Raw genomic sequence first — 16,358 nt, forward strand, 5'->3', positions numbered from 1 at the left:
ATTATGCCTCCCGGCTACGGGCACACATCATGGTCGCTTCACAAACGATTTTACCGTCCACGGTCGCTACGCCGTTAAAGCGCGTCAGACCACGGCGGGTTTTCTCGAAAGTCACTTCCATAATCATTTGATCGCCCGGTACGACCGGACGCTTGAAACGGGCATTATCAATGCCTGCAAAATAATAGAGCTCGCCTGGCTCCAGTTTCCCCACGCTTTTGAATGCCAGAATACCGGTGGCCTGCGCCATCGCTTCCAGAATCAGAACGCCGGGAAAAATCGGTTTACCAGGGAAATGCCCCTGGAAAAACGGTTCGTTAAAGGAGACGTTCTTTACCGCGCGCAGATATTTGTTTTCTTCAAAATCCAGCACGCGGTCTACCAGCAGAAACGGATAACGGTGCGGCAGCAGCTCTAAAATCTCTTCAATTTGCAGAGTATGAGTTTCAGTAGTCAAAATACTCTTCCTGTCCTAAAAATCTGATGACATCAATAACACGGCCTGCACCGATCATCATGATCGTTGGCAGGCCGCAAATAGTTTCCGTGGCGCCTGGCTTCCCTGCTTACACTGTTATTATGAAAGCCGGTCAGTCATGGGATGGCGTTTAGTCGTCTTTGCCGACTTTGCGCTCGATTGCTTTTAAGCGTTTGCTCATGTCGTCGATATTCATCACCAACGCTGCAGTTTTGCGCCAGGTTTTGTTGGGCTGTAATGGAATTCCTGAGGAGTATACACCAGGTTCTGTTATCGGACGCATAACCATGCCCATACCGGTTACGGTTACTTTGTCACAGATTTCCATATGGCCGTTGATGACGCTGGCACCGCCAATCATACAATAACGACCAATTTTTAAACTACCCGCCATGATCACACCGCCAGCAACCGCAGTATTGTCGCCAATCACTACGTTGTGGGCAATCTGACATTGGTTATCTATGATAACACCATTGCCGATCAGAGTGTTATCCAGCGCGCCACGATCAATGGTCGTACAGGCACCAATTTCTACCCGATCGCCAATAATCACCGAGCCCAACTGCGGTATTTTCACCCAGTTACCCCGATCGTTCGCGTAGCCGAAGCCATCAGAACCGATGACGGTGCCGGACTGAATCAGGCAATGCTGACCAATGACTACTTCATGGTAAACCGAGACGTTAGCCCACAAACGCGTACCGCTGCCGATACGGGTTTTTTTACCCACAAAACAGCCTGCGCCAATGACAACGTTATCACCGAGCTCAACGTCAGATTCAATAACCGCATTGGCCCCGACAGAGACATTGGCACCGAGTCTCGCGCTGGGATCAATCACAGCACTTGGCGCAATATCCTGCGCGGGCTGTGGCGTAGTGTCGAGCAGCTGCGCCATTCTCGCATAGGTGAGATAAGGATTTTTCACCACCAGCGCGGCGGTTTTACACCATTCCAGATCCGCTTCCGTCAGCACCACGGCTGATGCCTGGACCAGCGCGAGCTGCTCGCGGTAGCGGCTGTTGGCAAGAAATGTGATTTGACCAGTTGTGGCGGATTGCATAGAAGCAATGCCGGAGATGGCGATATCGCCATCTCCGTGCAATTCTGCATCCAACTGCTGGGCTAAATCAGCCAGTCGAATTGATGACATCGATTATTTAACCTGCTTCGCAACTTCATCAGTGATGTCTTTCACATCAGAACCAGAATAAAGCACAGCCTGAGAATTCAGGACCAGGTCATATCCGCCGCTTTTGGCAACTGACTGAACGGCAGTCTGGATTTTTTCCAGCAGCTTGTTACGTTCCTGAACCTGACGGGTCTGGTTGTCTTTCTCAAACGCGTCTGCTTTCGCCTGGAAGGCATTACGCTCAGATTCGATCTGCTTCTCTTTCTTGTTGCGCTCGCTCGCCTTCATGGTTGGCGCATTGCGCTGCAGATCCTGCATTTCCTGCTGAATTTTGTCGTGCTGAGAACGGAGTTCAGTGGCGCGGCCCTGGAACTCACTCTCAAGCTGTTTGGAGATAGCAGCGCGCTGAGGTGATTTCTGGAAAACCTGGCTCAGATCAACAGTTGCGACTTTATCGGCCGCCTGTGCGCCAGCAGAAGCAGCCAATGCAACACCCAGAGTAACTGCACATAACAACTTTTTCACTATAAACTCCTTACCCTCAACATGTATGTTTGCAGTGCGGAGCATAACAATGCTCCACAGCTGCAAGCTATTTTTTTCACATCCCTGTACAGAACGTTACCAGGTTTTACCAATGTTAAACTGGAACTGCTCTGACTTATCTCCGTCCACTTTCTTAACCGGCTGGGCGTAGGAGAACACTAACGGCCCCAGCGGTGACATCCACTGTAAAGACACACCGGTCGAGACGCGAATGTTGTTTGGATCGCTGTAGTCAGGAATACCAGCAGCGCGCGTTTCAGCGGTGTTCTGCCATTTGGTATCCCAGACGGTACCGGCGTCGACAAACAGCGACGTACGCACCGAGTTCGAATATTTCTCACTCAGGAACGGCGTGGGCGTAATCAGCTCAAGGCTGGCAATTGCCATCGCGTTACCGCCCACCGCATCACTCGATTTACAGATACCGTTAGGATCGCTCAGGTTACAGTACGATGAGCCATCATTCAGGTAGGCCGCTTTCGGACCGATGGTGTTGGACTGGAAGCCACGCACGGTACTGGAACCACCGGCGTAGAAGTTCTCATAGAACGGCATCTCTTTACCGCCCAGCCCGTCACCATAGCCGACACGGCCACGGCCCAGCACAACCCAGGTGTGATCTTTATTGATCGGCACATACTGTTGGCTGTCCAGGGTGACTTTGTAGAACTCATTATCGGAACCCGGGATCGTCACCTTACCGTTCAGGTTGGTACGGTTACCCGAAGTCGCGAAGAAACCGCGGTCCAGCGTGTTATACGTCCAGCCATAGTTAAAGGTGAAGTCGTCAGCCGAGAAATCGCCATTGCGGTTTAACTGCTGTGGCTTACCAACCGAGTCCAGATAGCGCCACATCGCAACCTGAGGACGCATATCCGACAGGTCGTTGTGTACATAACCCAGACCGACGCGCAGCGAGTTGTTCTCATTGATTGGGAAGCCCAATGTCCCGTCTGTACCGTAACTTCTGTTGGTATAGCCGGAGAGATCGGCGTCGCTGGCCTTAAAGTTGTTGTAGAACACCCGGCCGCCCAGACTCACACCATCAACGGTAAAGTAAGGATCGGTCAGGGAGAACTCTGCATAGGTCTGGTAGTCGTTTTTGGTTCCGCTGATACCGACGGTATTCCCGGTACCCAGCCAGTTATCCTGGGTCACGCCGACCTGGAAGCTGACGCCACTTTCCGTACCGTAGCCGACGCCGAAGTTAAAGGTACCGGTGTTACGCTCTTTAACTTTGTAAACCACGTCAACCTGATCCGGTGAGCCCGGTACACGCTGCGTATCCACGTCAACGGTTTCGAAGTAACCTGTACGATTCAGGCGCTCTTTACCCTGATCGACCAGATCGCTGCCCAGCCAGGCACCTTCCATCTGGCGCATTTCGCGACGCAGTACGGCATCTTTCGAGGTGTCGTTACCTTCAAAGCGCACTTTACGCACGTAGTAGCGGTTGCCCGCATCCACGTTGATATGCAACTTAACGGTTTTATCGGCATCGTTAATTTCAGGCTGCGTCACGACGCGCGGATAGGCATAACCGTAGCGGCCTAACAGCTTCTTGATATCATCTTCCATCGACGTGACTTTTGCGCCGTTATACAGCTCGCCCGCCGGGATTTTGGTCAGGTGTTCGATTTCCGCCGAATGGCCGGCCATGCTGCCGTTAACAATAACGCCGGCAATCTTGTACTGATCGCCTTCGGTGATGTTAACGGTGATGTAGATGCCTTTCTTATCCGGCGTCAGGCTCACCTGCGTCGAATCAATATTGAAACGGGCATAACCGCGATCCAGATAGAAGCTGCGCAGGGTTTCAAGGTCACCCGCCAGTTTCTGTTTCTGGTATTTACGGTCAGCCACCACGTTCCACCACGGCACTTCGTCACGCAGCTGGAAACGGGAAATGAGTTCGTCTGAACTGAAGGCTTTATTACCTACAATGTTGATCTGCTGAATTTTGGCAGAAACACCTTCGGTAAAGACCAGTTTCAGATCGACGCGGTTACGCGGCAGCGGTGTGACAACGGCTTTTACGCTGGCGGTATATTTACCCACGCTGTAGTAGAAGTCTTCCAGTCCCTTCTCGATTGAAGAGATTGTGGTGCGGTCCAGCGCTTCGCCGACGCGCACACCTGAGGCTTCAAGGTTCTGTTTGAGCTGATCGTCCTTAACCGCTTTGTTACCGCTGAAGGTAATGCTGGCGATGGTAGGACGTTCTTTAACCTGAACAATCAGCGTATTACCATCTCGCAGGACCTGAACATCCTCAAAGTTGCCAGTCGCGAACAGGGAGCGAATGGTATTTCTGACGTCATCGTCATTCACCGTATCGCCAACCCGAACTGGCATGCTCAGCAGAGCCGCGCCGACGGCGACTCGCTGCAGCCCTTCGAAATGAATGTCCTTCACCACGAAATCGTCTGCACCGTAAACGGTGGCGCTGCTAAACAGCAGCGACGCTATGAGCAACTTTTTCATCGCCATCGTTATTATGCGTTTTCCTAACACATCCCACGCAAGCTCGCGTTCCAGCGGTTACAGGCGTGAGAAATCATTGAAAAGTGCAAGCCCCATTAACATCACCAGCAGTATTGAGCCGATGCGATAACTAAAGTCTTGAACTCGATCGGACACCGGTCCCCCTTTGATCTTTTCGATCGCCAGGAAGAGCAAGTGCCCACCATCTAAAACCGGCAGCGGGAACAGATTGATGATTCCTAAGTTGACGCTAATCAACGCCAGGAACATCAGGTAGTAAATCATTCCGTACTCGGCTGACAAACCTGCACCTTGCGCAATCGAGATTGGGCCGCTCAGGTTGTTCAACTTCACATCACCGGTTATTAACTTGCCCAACATGGAGACGGTCAGCTTCATCAGTTGCCAGGTTTTTACACTGGCCTCACCAATGGCCGGGAACGCGCCATATTGTCTTACCGTTTTGTACTCGTCTGGCAGAGGAACAACTCGCGGAATGACGCCCGCAAACCCTTCCGCTTTATTTCCAGGTTTCGCTTCCGGCGTCAGGGTCAACTTCACCGCTTCACCGTTGCGATCGACCTCAAGGGCCATACTTTTTCCGGGGTTATCCCGAACCTGAGTCGCAAAAAGCTGCCATTGCGTTAATAACTGACCATCGACTTTAACGATCCTGTCGCCCGCTTGCAAACCGGCTTCACTGGCGGGTGAATTCTTTTGCACTTCAGCCAGTGTCGTTTCGATCTGTGGACCGCGAGGACGTATCCCCAGCGCCACCACCGGATCCTGCTTATCAGGCTCAAACTGCCAGTTCCGCAAATCAACGTGCTTTTGCTGCGTCCCTTGTTCGCCAAAGCGACCCACTGTCAGCGTCGTGCTGCTGTCACCGATTTTACCGACCAGCGCCATGCGCACAGCTTCCCAGTCAGGCGTTTCGATACCGTCGACGGCCTTAAGTTCCGTTCCGGGTGTAATTTGCGCTTCCGCCGCTACCGAACCGTTCAGAATTTCACCAACCACAGGTTTCACACCCGGCACGCCATGAATGAAGACGACCCAGTAGGCAAAGATGGCGAACAGGAAATTGGCGACAGGACCAGCAGCGATAATGGAGGCGCGCTGCCAGATGGCTTTATTGTTAAACGCCTGGTGCCGGAGTTCCGCAGGGACGCTTTCGACCCGCTCATCCAGCATTTTGACGTAACCGCCAAGTGGAATGAGGGCAAGAACAAATTCGGTCCCATGGCGGTCACGGCGTTGCCATAACGCTTTACCAAAACCGATTGAAAAACGTTCGACTCTGACCCCGCAGCGCCGCGCCACCCAAAAATGGCCAAATTCATGCACCGTAATTAATATGCCCAGTGCAATGATGAATGCGGCAAAACTCCAGATTACGCTTAACATCGTCGTTTGCCCTTAGAGTGTCTGAAACACCAACAGTAACAGGCAGGCAAAGACCGGTACGGCTGCTGTCAGGCTGTCAATGCGGTCGAGGATGCCGCCATGTCCCGGGATCAGGTTACCGCTGTCTTTGATACCGGCTTCACGTTTAAACATGCTTTCCGTGAGATCGCCCAGGACTGATGCGAGCGTCGAAATCACCGCACACATGACCAGCGTGCCCGTCGGGATGGTCAGCGGCGCAAAGCTGGCAAACAGCACAGCAATAAGCGCGGAAGAGACCAGTCCGCCCAAAAATCCTTCCCAGGTTTTACCGGGTGATACTTTGGGGGCCAGCTTATGCCTGCCAAACAGCTTACCGAACATATAAGCACCTGAATCGGCCCCCCAGACCAGAAACATGACAAACAACAGCCACCATGCACCGGCAAAATGATCAGATTCGTAGTGATACTGGCGGAGCGCCATCATGCCCCAGAAGAAAGGAATAATGGTTAAGACACCGAACAGCAGGCGGAGAAGCCGGGAATGACGCCAGAGTGTCGCAGAGGCTGGATAAAACAGAACCAACAGCAGCGCGCCCGTCCACCAGGCCAGCGAAGCCCACAGCCAGCCTGTAACCTGCGGCAGATAGGCGTTATGTTCGTAAGGGGGAAGGGTAAGGAGCATAAGCGTCAGCACAAGGCCACAGATCACGGCCAGCCAGATACGTTGCTGACGCGATGCCATACCGGAGAGCTGCCCCCATTCCCAGGCGGCAAGCATGCAGATGATAATCGTAACAATTGCAAAGCCAACAGGCGGTAACCAGAACAATGCAGCGATCACCAGCGGAATAAGGATCAGCGCGGTGATCAGACGAGACTTCAGCAAAGGTTACCCCCAGATTGCTCAGGCGCCGCCTGGTGCAGCGCCGCCAAAGCGTCGCTCCCGCAGAGAGAATGCATTCAGTGCACCTTCAAAAACGTGTTCATCAAAATCCGGCCAGAGCACATCAGTAAAATAGAATTCCGCATAGGCAATCTGCCACAACAGGAAGTTGCTAATCCGATGCTCTCCCCCGGTCCTTATCACTAAATCCACTGGCGCCAGCTGGTTCATACACAGCTGCGACGTCAGACTCTCTTCGGTTATCTGATCAGGGCGTAACAAGCCTTCCTGTACCTGTTCAGCCAACTTTTTAACACCTTCGATGATATCCCAACGTCCGCCGTAGTTAGCGGCGATGTTTAACGTCAGGCGATCGTTATTTTCCGTCAGCGCCTCGGCCCGACGGACACGTTCCTGAATACGCGGGCTGAATCGACTGATATCGCCAATAATGCGTAAGCGGACATTGTGTTTATGCAGGCTCTTCACTTCGCTATCCAGCGCCCAGACAAACAGTTCCATTAAGGCTGTCACTTCCTGCGCAGGACGGCTCCAGTTTTCGCTGCTAAAGGCGTAAAGCGTTAACGCTTCCAGATTATTATTGACAGCAAAGCTAACGGCGCGGCGTACTGATTTCACGCCCGCTTTATGGCCGGAAATACGCAGTTTTCCCTGGTTTTTAGCCCAGCGGCCATTGCCATCCATGATGATAGCGACGTGGCGCGGACCGGTACCCTGTTGGTCATCGGTGTTGTTGTGATTTTCAGACGACATAACGCGTAATCAATTCCTTTCATCAGAAATGCTGTGGTTTCTGAATACATTGCGCCCGGTACAAATCCCGACATTGCCTGCCGGGCCACACCGAATTCGGTGACAGACCGTTAAACGCGAGCCAGCGACTATAACATTTTCACCCGAAGCGAACAAATAGCCTCAGCGTAATCGTTATTACGACGTGAAATGGGACAACATTTCTGTTGCCGCCGCGCGTGCGCTTCGGTCAATGTCAATGACCGCATCCACGGAGTCCGGCTCCTGACAGTGATGCGCCGACAGCACTGCGCTGTTCAACGCGGCAATATCCGTAAAACGGATCTGCTTATCCAGGAAAGCCGCCACGGCAATCTCATTGGCCGCATTGAGCGTGGTGGTCGCTGCCTGTCCGGCTTCGCAGGCATCAATCGCGAGTTTGAGACAGGGGTAACGACCAAAATCAGGTGCCGAGAAGGTCAGTGCCGACATGCGGGTAAAGTCCAGCGGTGTGACCCCAGCCTCAATACGTGCGGGCCAGGCCATACTGTGGGCGATTGGTGTCCGCATGTCAGGCGAACCTAACTGGGCCAGCACGCTGCCATCGCAATACCGCACCATGGAGTGGATCACCGATTGTGGGTGCAAAATCACTTCCATCTGCGCTGCGCTGGCATTAAACAGCCAGCGCGCTTCAATGTATTCAAGACCTTTATTCATCATGGTGGCCGAATCAACAGAGATTTTACGCCCCATTGTCCAGTTCGGATGTGCACAAGCCTGATCTGGCGACATATTGCTCAGATCTGCTAAATTTGTGTCACGAAAAGGGCCACCCGATCCCGTAAGAATAATCGACTCAATGCCGTTATTCTGCAGGTCAGCGTAACCTAACTGATGCTGGATGGAAGCGGGCAAACTCTGAAAAATGGCATTGTGCTCGCTATCGACCGGCAACAACTGCGCGTTATGTTGACGTACCGCCTCCATAAATAAACGGCCGCAGGTGACCAGCGATTCTTTGTTCGCCAGCAAGACCGTTTTGCCGGCGCGAATGGCGGCCAGCGTGGGTAATAACCCCGATGCACCCACAATCGCGGCCATCACCTGGTCAACCTCATCCAGCGCGGCCAGTTCACAGGCTGCCTGAACGCCGGAGAGCACTTCAGTCCTGATCTTCAATGCTCTCAGTCGCTCACGTAGCGCGGCGGCAGCGTCTTCATCTGCCATGGCGGCGTAGCGCGGTTGAAACTGTGCACACTGTTCTGCCATCAGGGCTACATTTTTGCCCGCCACCAGCGCCGTGACCTGGTAAAGCGCCGGATTGGCTTTAACGACGGCCAGCGTGCTGGTGCCGATTGATCCGGTCGAACCCAGCAGAGTTAATCGCTTCATAATGCTGTCCCTGTATCGGTAAAAGCGTGGGGCACAACGTAAAACGCCGCCAGAGATGGCATTCAGTCAGAAGGCCTCCCTGTACGGCGTTTTCGTCGGCGAAGATGGAATTAGAAATCCATCAGCTCCGTTTCTTTTTCGGCCAATGCTGCATCGACTTTCTTGATGTGCGCATCGGTCATTTTCTGGATTTCATCCTGCGCGCGACGTTCGTCGTCTTCGCTGATCTCTTTATCTTTCAGCAGCGCTTTGATCTTATCGTTGGCATCGCGACGGACGTTACGTACCGACACACGGCCCTGCTCGGCTTCGCCGCGCACGATTTTAATCAGGTCTTTACGACGTTCTTCGGTCAGTGCAGGCAGCGGAACACGAATGTCCGAACCGGCAGAGCTGGGATTCAGCCCAAGATCAGACGCCATAATCGCTTTTTCAACGGCCGGGCCGAGAGAGCGATCAAACACGTTGATTTTCAGCGTGCGGGAATCTTCAACAGTGACGGAAGCCAGCTGACGCAGTGGCGTCGGCGTGCCGTAATATTCAACGATGATGCCGTCGAGCAGTGAAGGTGAAGCACGACCTGTGCGCACCTTGCTGATAGTGGTTTTGAATGCTTCCACGCATTTATCCATGCGCGTATCAGCATCTTTTTTAATGTCGTTAATCACGTTAAAACCCTTGGATTCGGTTTGACCTGGCCAGTTCCGGCATTACCGGAAGCGGGATCGATAAGCATCGATAATCCTGAATGGCGTGCGGCAATACCGCGCCGCACTGACAGAATATACCCTATTTTATCTCGCCTCGGGTATTAATGCGTAATCAGGGTGCCTTCTTTTTCACCCATCACTACGCGACGCAATGCGCCAGGCTTGTTCATGTTGAAAACGCGGATAGGCAGTTTGTGATCGCGCGCCAGCGTAAACGCGGCGAGATCCATCACTTTTAGCTCTTGATCCAGCACTTCCGCATAGGTCAGTTTTTCGTACAGTGTTGCATCGGGGTGCTTCACCGGGTCCGCAGAATAAACGCCGTCAACTTTGGTGGCTTTCAACACCACATCGGCTTCGATTTCGATACCGCGCAGACAGGCGGCAGAATCCGTCGTAAAGAAGGGGTTACCGGTACCTGCGGAGAAGATGACAACGCGGTTATTGCGTAACAGGCTGATGGCTTCTGCCCAGCTGTAGTTGTCGCACACGCCGTTCAGGGGAATGGCCGACATCAGACGGGCGTTAACATAGGCACGATGCAGCGCATCACGCATTGCCAGGCCATTCATTACGGTGGCCAGCATCCCCATGTGGTCGCCGACAACGCGGTTCATGCCCGCCTGTGCCAGACCCGCTCCACGGAACAGGTTGCCCCCGCCAATCACAACGCCCACCTGGATACCCAGTTCGACCAGCTCTTTAACTTCCTGAGCCATGCGGTCAAGCACACTCGCGTCGATACCAAAACCTTCTGCACCTTGCAGTGCTTCACCGCTGAGTTTTAGCAGGATACGTTGATAAACAGGTTTTGCGTTGGTCGCCATGGTCAGTTCTTCCTGGAAGATATGATGAGTGAGAAGTAATTCCGATCAATCATCCGCTTACAGCAAAAGAATTGCTATTGGGATGAAACTGAAAACGTATCTTTTGCCTGTGGCAGACAAAAAAGAACCGCCATCTGGCGGTTCTTTCAGATTATTAAGACTGTTTGGACATCGCTGCAACTTCAGCAGCAAAATCAGTCTCAACTTTCTCGATGCCTTCGCCCACTTCGAAGCGGATGAAGTTGATCACGTCAGCGCCCTGCTCTTTCAGCGCCTGGCCAACGGTTTTGGCTGGATCGATAACGAATGCCTGACCGGTCAGAGAAACTTCACCGGTGAATTTCTTCATGCGGCCTTCAACCATTTTCTCTGCGATTTCTTTTGGCTTGCCAGACTGCATCGCGATATCCAGCTGAACCTGGTACTCTTTCTCAACCACTTCGGCAGAAACGTCTTCTGGCTTAACAAACTCAGGCTTGCTTGCCGCAACGTGCATCGCGATCTGTTTGATCAGATCTTCGTTAGCGCCTTTCGCTGAAACCAGAACGCCGATACGTGCGCCGTGCAGGTAGCTGCCCAGCTCTTCGCCTTCCAGCACTGCAACGCGACGAATGTTGATGTTTTCACCGATTTTGGCAACCAGTGCAACGCGCTCTTCTTCAAACTGTGCTTTCAGCGCTTCAACGTCGGTGATGCGGTTAGCCGCAGCCGCGTCCAGCACTTTGTCAGCAAATGCCTGGAAGCCGCCATCTTTTGCAACGAAGTCAGTCTGGCAGTTTACTTCCAGAATCACACCGTAGTTACCAACGATTTTGGTTTTGATCACGCCGTCAGCAGCAACGTTACCTGCTTTTTTCGCTGCTTTGATTGCGCCAGACTTACGCATGTTTTCAATCGCCAGCTCGATGTCGCCGCTCGCTTCAGTCAGCGCTTTTTTGCAGTCCATCATGCCTGCGCCAGTACGCTCACGCAGTTCTTTTACCAGTGCAGCGGTAATTTCAGCCATTCCAGAATCCTCGGTTCGTACCTGAGCACGGGTGCATCAACAGGTACTTATTTGCGGAAAATTTACTCTGTCCCGCCGACCTGAACAGGGGCGTTACAGACTTGGATAAAATAAAGGGGCCATGTTTGGCCCCTTACAGATCACATCTGAATGCTAAGGGCTCTTCTACAGAGCAAACCTTAATTAAGCGTTTTCTAAAGACGCTTCTTCAGCCTGCTCAGCCAGATCCTGAGAACGGCCTTCGCGAACGGTAGTCGCAACGGCAGTCAGGTACAGGTTGATAGCACGGATCGCATCGTCGTTACCTGGGATAACGTAATCAACGCCATCCGGATCAGAGTTAGTATCAACGATAGCAAATACTGGGATGCCCAGGTTGTTTGCTTCTTTGATTGCGATGTGTTCGTGGTCAGCATCGACAACAAACAGTGCATCCGGCAAACCGCCCATGTCTTTGATACCGCCCAGGCTGTTTTCCAGCTTGGCCAGCTCACGAGCGCGCATCAGCGCTTCTTTCTTGGTCAGTTTGTCGAAAGTGCCGTCCTGAGACTGAGTCTCAAGCTCTTTCAGACGTTTGATAGACTGACGAACGGTTTTCCAGTTAGTCAGCATACCACCCAACCAGCGGTGGTTTACGAAGAACTGGTCGCAGCTCAGTGCAGACTCTTTTACCGCTTCGGCAGCAGCGCGCTTGGTACCAACGAACAGAATCTTACCTTTACGGGAAGAGATTTTGGTCAACTCAGCCAGAGCTTCGTTGAACATTGGTACGGTTTTCTCAAGGTTGATGATGTGAACTTTGTTACGCGCACCGAAAATGAATGGCTTCATTTTTGGGCACCAGTAACGGGTCTGGTGACCGAAGTGAACACCAGCCTTGAGCATATCGCGCATGGAAACAGTTGCCATGATTACTACCTCTAGTTTAATTGGGGTTGGGCCTCCATGTATCCCATACAACCGACCTCTTTCAAGGCACCCCGGCGTATGTGTCGATACATGTGTGTTTTAGTACACATAGTGAGATTATTGCGGTTCCCGTTGACCTTGCAGCCCACAGAGAATCGTCGGCGCGCTTTATACCACAATCAGGCTCTGGACGCCAATAATTGTTCGCTTATGGCGCGCGATGCGTTCTCCGTTTGGCAGCCCTTTTGGCTTGCTGTTAACATGACAGCACAGCGTTCATTATTGCTGAAAATTTCAGCAACAGCGGAATAATTTAATGGCAATCTCAATAAAAACTCCCGAAGAAATCGAAAAAATGCGCGTCGCAGGTCGGCTGGCTGCGGAAGTGCTTGAAATGATCGAACCGCACGTGCAGCCTGGCGTGACGACGGGCGAACTGGATCGCCTTTGTCATGCGCACATTACCGAGAAGCAGCAGGCGGTGTCTGCCTGCCTGGGTTACCACGGTTTTCCTAAATCTGTCTGTATCTCAGTGAATGAAGTGGTTTGCCATGGCATTCCCAGTGACGATCGCCCGTTAAAAGACGGGGATATCGTTAACATTGACGTGACCGTGATTAAAGACGATTACCATGGCGATACGTCCAAAATGTTTATCGTGGGTAAACCCACCATTCAGGGCGAACGTCTGTGCCGCGTGACGCAGGAAAGCCTTTATCTGTCACTGCGTTTAGTTAAGCCGGGCATTCGGCTGCGCGAGCTGGGCCGCGCGATTCAAAAATACGTCGAAGCGAATGACTTCTCTGTCGTGCGGGAATACTGCGGTCACGGCATTGGCAAAGGCTTCCATGAAGAGCCTCAGGTGCTGCATTACGACGCGGATGACGGCGGAGTGGTCCTGCAGGCAGGAATGACCTTTACCGTTGAACCGATGGTGAACGCCGGTGATTACCGCATTCGTACCATGAAAGACGGCTGGACGGTGAAAACCAAAGATCGCAGCTTGTCGGCGCAGTACGAGCATACTATTGTGGTGACGGATAACGGCTGTGAGATTTTAACCCTGCGAAAAGACGACACCCTGCCTGCGGTGTTAGTTAACCAGGAGTAATTCCACCACGAATAAAAAAGCCGGCGCTCTGCCGGTTTTTTTATGGTTAATGATGAGAGCGTTGCATGAGCCTGTCGCAAGAAGTGAAAAACGGCCTGAATGATTCCCCTGGCGAGTGGCAAGACGATACGCTGACACGCGACGTCTTAAAGCAACGTCTGGAGGGCTTCCAGCAGCACCTGGCGGCGGCGTTTGATGCCGGTGAGCCTGTCGAAGATCTGATTCACGCCCGAACGCTGTTTATCGATCGCCTGCTGCGCCGTTTGTGGCGTTTTTTTGGCTTCGACAGCATGAAAGCCATCACGCTTGTCGCCGTCGGCGGTTACGGTCGCGGTGAACTGCATCCCCTTTCCGATATCGATATCTTAATTCTCAGCCGTCAGCCGCTGGATGAGCAGGCGGCGCAGAGCGCCAGCGCGCTACTGACGCTGATGTGGGATCTCAAGCTGGAGGTCGGCCACAGTGTACGTAGCCTCGAAGAGTGCCTGCTGGAAGGGCTGTCCGATCTGACCGTGGCGACCAATCTGATTGAAGCCCGAATGCTGACCGGCGATGTCGCGCTGTTTCTGGAATTACAAAAAAATGTCTTCAGCGATGGCTTCTGGCCATCATCCCGCTTTTTTGCCGCCAAAATCGACGAGCAGCAGGAACGCCATACACGTTATCACGGTACCAGCTATAACCTGGAACCGGATATCAAAAGCAGCCCCGGCGGGTTACGTGACATTCATACCTTACAATGGGTTGCCCGTCGCCACTTTGGCGCGACCACGCTGGATGAGATGTCAGGCTTTGGTTTCCTGACGGACGCAGAGCGCAGCGAGCTGAATGAGTGCCAGGCGTTTCTCTGGCGCATTCGCTTTGCCCTGCACCTGTCTCTGCCACGGTACGATAACCGCCTGCTGTTTGACCGCCAGCTCAGCGTTGCCCGGCGCCTGAATTATGAGGGAGAAGGCAACGAACCGGTCGAACGCATGATGAAAGATTTTTACCGCGTCACGCGGCGCATCGGTGAGCTTAACCAGATGCTGTTGCAACTGTTCGATGAGGCCATTCTGGCGCTCTCCACCAATGAAAAACCCTATGCCATTGATGACGATTTCCAGCTGCGCGGTAACCTGATCGATCTGCGTGATGAAACCCTGTTTGATCGGGAACCCCAGGCGATCTTGCGTATGTTCTATGTCATGGTACGCAATGAAAACATCAAAGGGATCTACTCCACTACACTGCGCCGCCTGCGTCATACACGACGTCATCTTGAGCAACCCTTATGCCAGTTGCCTGAAGCGCGTCGCCTGTTTATGTCGATTCTGCGTCATCCCGGTGCGGTCAGTCGCGCGCTGGTCCCGATGCATCGCCACAGCGTGCTCTGGGCTTATACGCCGCTCTGGGGCCACATTGTCGGGCAGATGCAGTTTGATTTATTTCATGCTTATACCGTCGATGAGCACACTATCCGGGTGTTGCAGAAACTGGAGAGCTTTGCCAATGAAGCAACGCGCCCGCAACATCCGTTGTGCGTTGAACTCTGGCCTCGCCTGCCACAACAGGAATTACTGTTAATGGCTGCGCTGTTACACGACATCGCGAAAGGGCGTAACGGCGATCACTCCGTGCTGGGTGCGCAGGACGCGCTGGCGTTTGCGGAGATGCACGGTCTTAACTCACGTGAAACCCAGTTAGTGGCCTGGCTGGTTCGTCATCATCTGCTGATGTCAGTTACCGCGCAGCGCCGCGACATTCAGGATCCTACGGTCATTCAACAGTTTGCCGAAGTCATGCAGAACGAGAACCGGTTGCGTTATCTGGTTTGCCTGACCGTTGCCGACATCTGCGCCACTAATGAAAGCTTGTGGAACAGCTGGAAGCAAAGTCTGCTACGAGAACTGTTCTTTGCCACTGAAAAACAGCTGCGCCGCGGCATGGAGAACAGCCCGGATCTGCGTGAGCGTGTCCGCCATCACCGTTTACAGGCGCTGGCACTGTTGCGCATGGACAACATCGATGAAGCCCGCCTGCACCACATCTGGAACCGGTGCCGTGCCGACTACTTCCTGCGTCACACGCCGAATCAGATCGCCTGGCATGCGCGCCATTTACTGGAACACGATCTGCGTAAACCGTTGGTGCTGGTAAGCCCACAGGCTACACGAGGCGGTACAGAAATTTTTATCTGGAGCCCGGACCGGCCCCACCTGTTTGCCGCCGTGGCCGGTGAGCTGGATCGCCGCAATCTCAGCGTGCATGATGCGCAGATTTTTACCAGCCGCGATGGTATGGCGATGGATACGTTTATCGTGCTGGAGCCGGATGGCAGCCCGCTGGCTCCCGATCGTCATGCGCTGATCATTCAGGCGCTGGAACAGGCGATTACGCAGTCAGACTGGGTGCCGCCACGTACCCGCCGTCAGGCTGCCCGACTCCGCCATTTCAGCGTGGATACCGAAGTAAACTTTCTGCCGACGCATACCGATCGCCGGAGTTATCTGGAACTGGTGGCGCTCGATCAGCCGGGCTTGCTGGCGCGCGTCGGCGAGGTGTTTGCCGATCTCGGCGTATCACTGCATGGCGCGCGCATCAGTACCATTGGGGAACGTGTCGAAGATTTGTTTATTCTGGCCAATAGCGAACGCCGGGCACTGGATGAGGAAATGCGCCAGACCCTGCAACAACGGTTGACAGAGGCCCTTAATCCAAACGATAAAGTGTGACCCGCTTCAATTTGTGAAC

The 16,358-nt window shown here is 53.2% G+C and carries 14 protein-coding genes; 2 read left to right on the forward strand and 12 right to left on the reverse strand.

Annotated elements, in window-relative coordinates; translation table 11 throughout:
* Position 1 precedes the first annotated feature (1 nt).
* The 12 genes from fabZ to rpsB form a co-directional block, all read right to left on the reverse strand.
* On the reverse strand, positions 2-457 hold the full coding sequence (gene fabZ / locus RAC65_RS10515; protein WP_006117769.1) for a 3-hydroxyacyl-ACP dehydratase FabZ: 456 nt from the start codon (positions 455-457) through the stop codon (positions 2-4).
* A 151-nt stretch (positions 458-608) separates the two neighbouring features.
* On the reverse strand, positions 609-1,634 hold the full coding sequence (gene lpxD, locus RAC65_RS10520; protein WP_033740314.1) for a UDP-3-O-(3-hydroxymyristoyl)glucosamine N-acyltransferase: 1,026 nt from the start codon (positions 1,632-1,634) through the stop codon (positions 609-611).
* A gap of 3 nt (positions 1,635-1,637) precedes the next feature.
* Positions 1,638-2,183 carry an OmpH family outer membrane protein gene (locus RAC65_RS10525; protein ID WP_191091151.1) on the reverse strand — a complete coding sequence of 182 codons (546 nt, stop codon included), beginning with the start codon at positions 2,181-2,183 and terminating at the stop codon, positions 1,638-1,640.
* A 51-nt stretch (positions 2,184-2,234) separates the two neighbouring features.
* Positions 2,235-4,646, reverse strand: coding sequence for an outer membrane protein assembly factor BamA (bamA, locus tag RAC65_RS10530; RefSeq protein ID WP_033740313.1), 2,412 nt, complete (start codon positions 4,644-4,646; stop codon positions 2,235-2,237).
* 51 nt (positions 4,647-4,697) lie between these two features.
* Positions 4,698-6,047, reverse strand: coding sequence for a sigma E protease regulator RseP (gene rseP, locus RAC65_RS10535; RefSeq protein WP_033740312.1), 1,350 nt, complete (start codon positions 6,045-6,047; stop codon positions 4,698-4,700).
* Positions 6,048-6,059: 12 nt separating this feature from the next.
* Positions 6,060-6,917 (reverse strand): phosphatidate cytidylyltransferase, encoded by an 858-nt coding sequence (gene cdsA / locus RAC65_RS10540; RefSeq protein ID WP_006117764.1) that lies wholly within the window; start codon positions 6,915-6,917, stop codon positions 6,060-6,062.
* An 18-nt stretch (positions 6,918-6,935) separates the two neighbouring features.
* On the reverse strand, positions 6,936-7,688 hold the full coding sequence (ispU, locus tag RAC65_RS10545; RefSeq protein ID WP_006117763.1) for a (2E,6E)-farnesyl-diphosphate-specific ditrans,polycis-undecaprenyl-diphosphate synthase: 753 nt from the start codon (positions 7,686-7,688) through the stop codon (positions 6,936-6,938).
* A gap of 177 nt (positions 7,689-7,865) precedes the next feature.
* Positions 7,866-9,062: a 1-deoxy-D-xylulose-5-phosphate reductoisomerase gene (gene ispC / locus RAC65_RS10550; RefSeq protein WP_006117762.1), complete on the reverse strand. Its 1,197-nt coding sequence runs from the start codon at positions 9,060-9,062 to the stop codon at positions 7,866-7,868.
* Between the two features lie 110 nt (positions 9,063-9,172).
* Positions 9,173-9,730, reverse strand: coding sequence for a ribosome recycling factor (gene frr, locus RAC65_RS10555; RefSeq protein ID WP_006117761.1), 558 nt, complete (start codon positions 9,728-9,730; stop codon positions 9,173-9,175).
* Positions 9,731-9,873: 143 nt separating this feature from the next.
* Entirely contained in the window at positions 9,874-10,599 is a 726-nt protein-coding gene (gene pyrH / locus RAC65_RS10560) for a UMP kinase (RefSeq protein WP_006117760.1), read from the reverse strand.
* A 154-nt stretch (positions 10,600-10,753) separates the two neighbouring features.
* Complete coding sequence (gene tsf, locus RAC65_RS10565) at positions 10,754-11,605, reverse strand: translation elongation factor Ts (protein ID WP_006117759.1); 852 nt, start codon at positions 11,603-11,605, stop codon at positions 10,754-10,756.
* A 183-nt stretch (positions 11,606-11,788) separates the two neighbouring features.
* Positions 11,789-12,514 carry a 30S ribosomal protein S2 gene (gene rpsB / locus RAC65_RS10570; RefSeq protein WP_006117758.1) on the reverse strand — a complete coding sequence of 242 codons (726 nt, stop codon included), beginning with the start codon at positions 12,512-12,514 and terminating at the stop codon, positions 11,789-11,791.
* A gap of 316 nt (positions 12,515-12,830) precedes the next feature.
* On the opposite strand from rpsB, the gene map reads away from it, so the two are divergent.
* Together map and glnD are read left to right on the forward strand one after the other, a co-directional pair.
* Positions 12,831-13,625 (forward strand): type I methionyl aminopeptidase, encoded by a 795-nt coding sequence (gene map, locus RAC65_RS10575; RefSeq protein WP_033740309.1) that lies wholly within the window; start codon positions 12,831-12,833, stop codon positions 13,623-13,625.
* Positions 13,626-13,690: 65 nt separating this feature from the next.
* A complete protein-coding gene (glnD, locus tag RAC65_RS10580; RefSeq protein WP_039338672.1) occupies positions 13,691-16,339 on the forward strand; it encodes a bifunctional uridylyltransferase/uridylyl-removing protein GlnD in 2,649 nt (882 codons plus the stop codon).
* Positions 16,340-16,358: the final 19 nt, after the last annotated feature.

The sequence above is a fragment of the Pantoea sp. BS_8 genome (assembly GCF_041954965.1).
Lineage (GTDB): Bacteria > Pseudomonadota > Gammaproteobacteria > Enterobacterales > Enterobacteriaceae > Pantoea > Pantoea stewartii.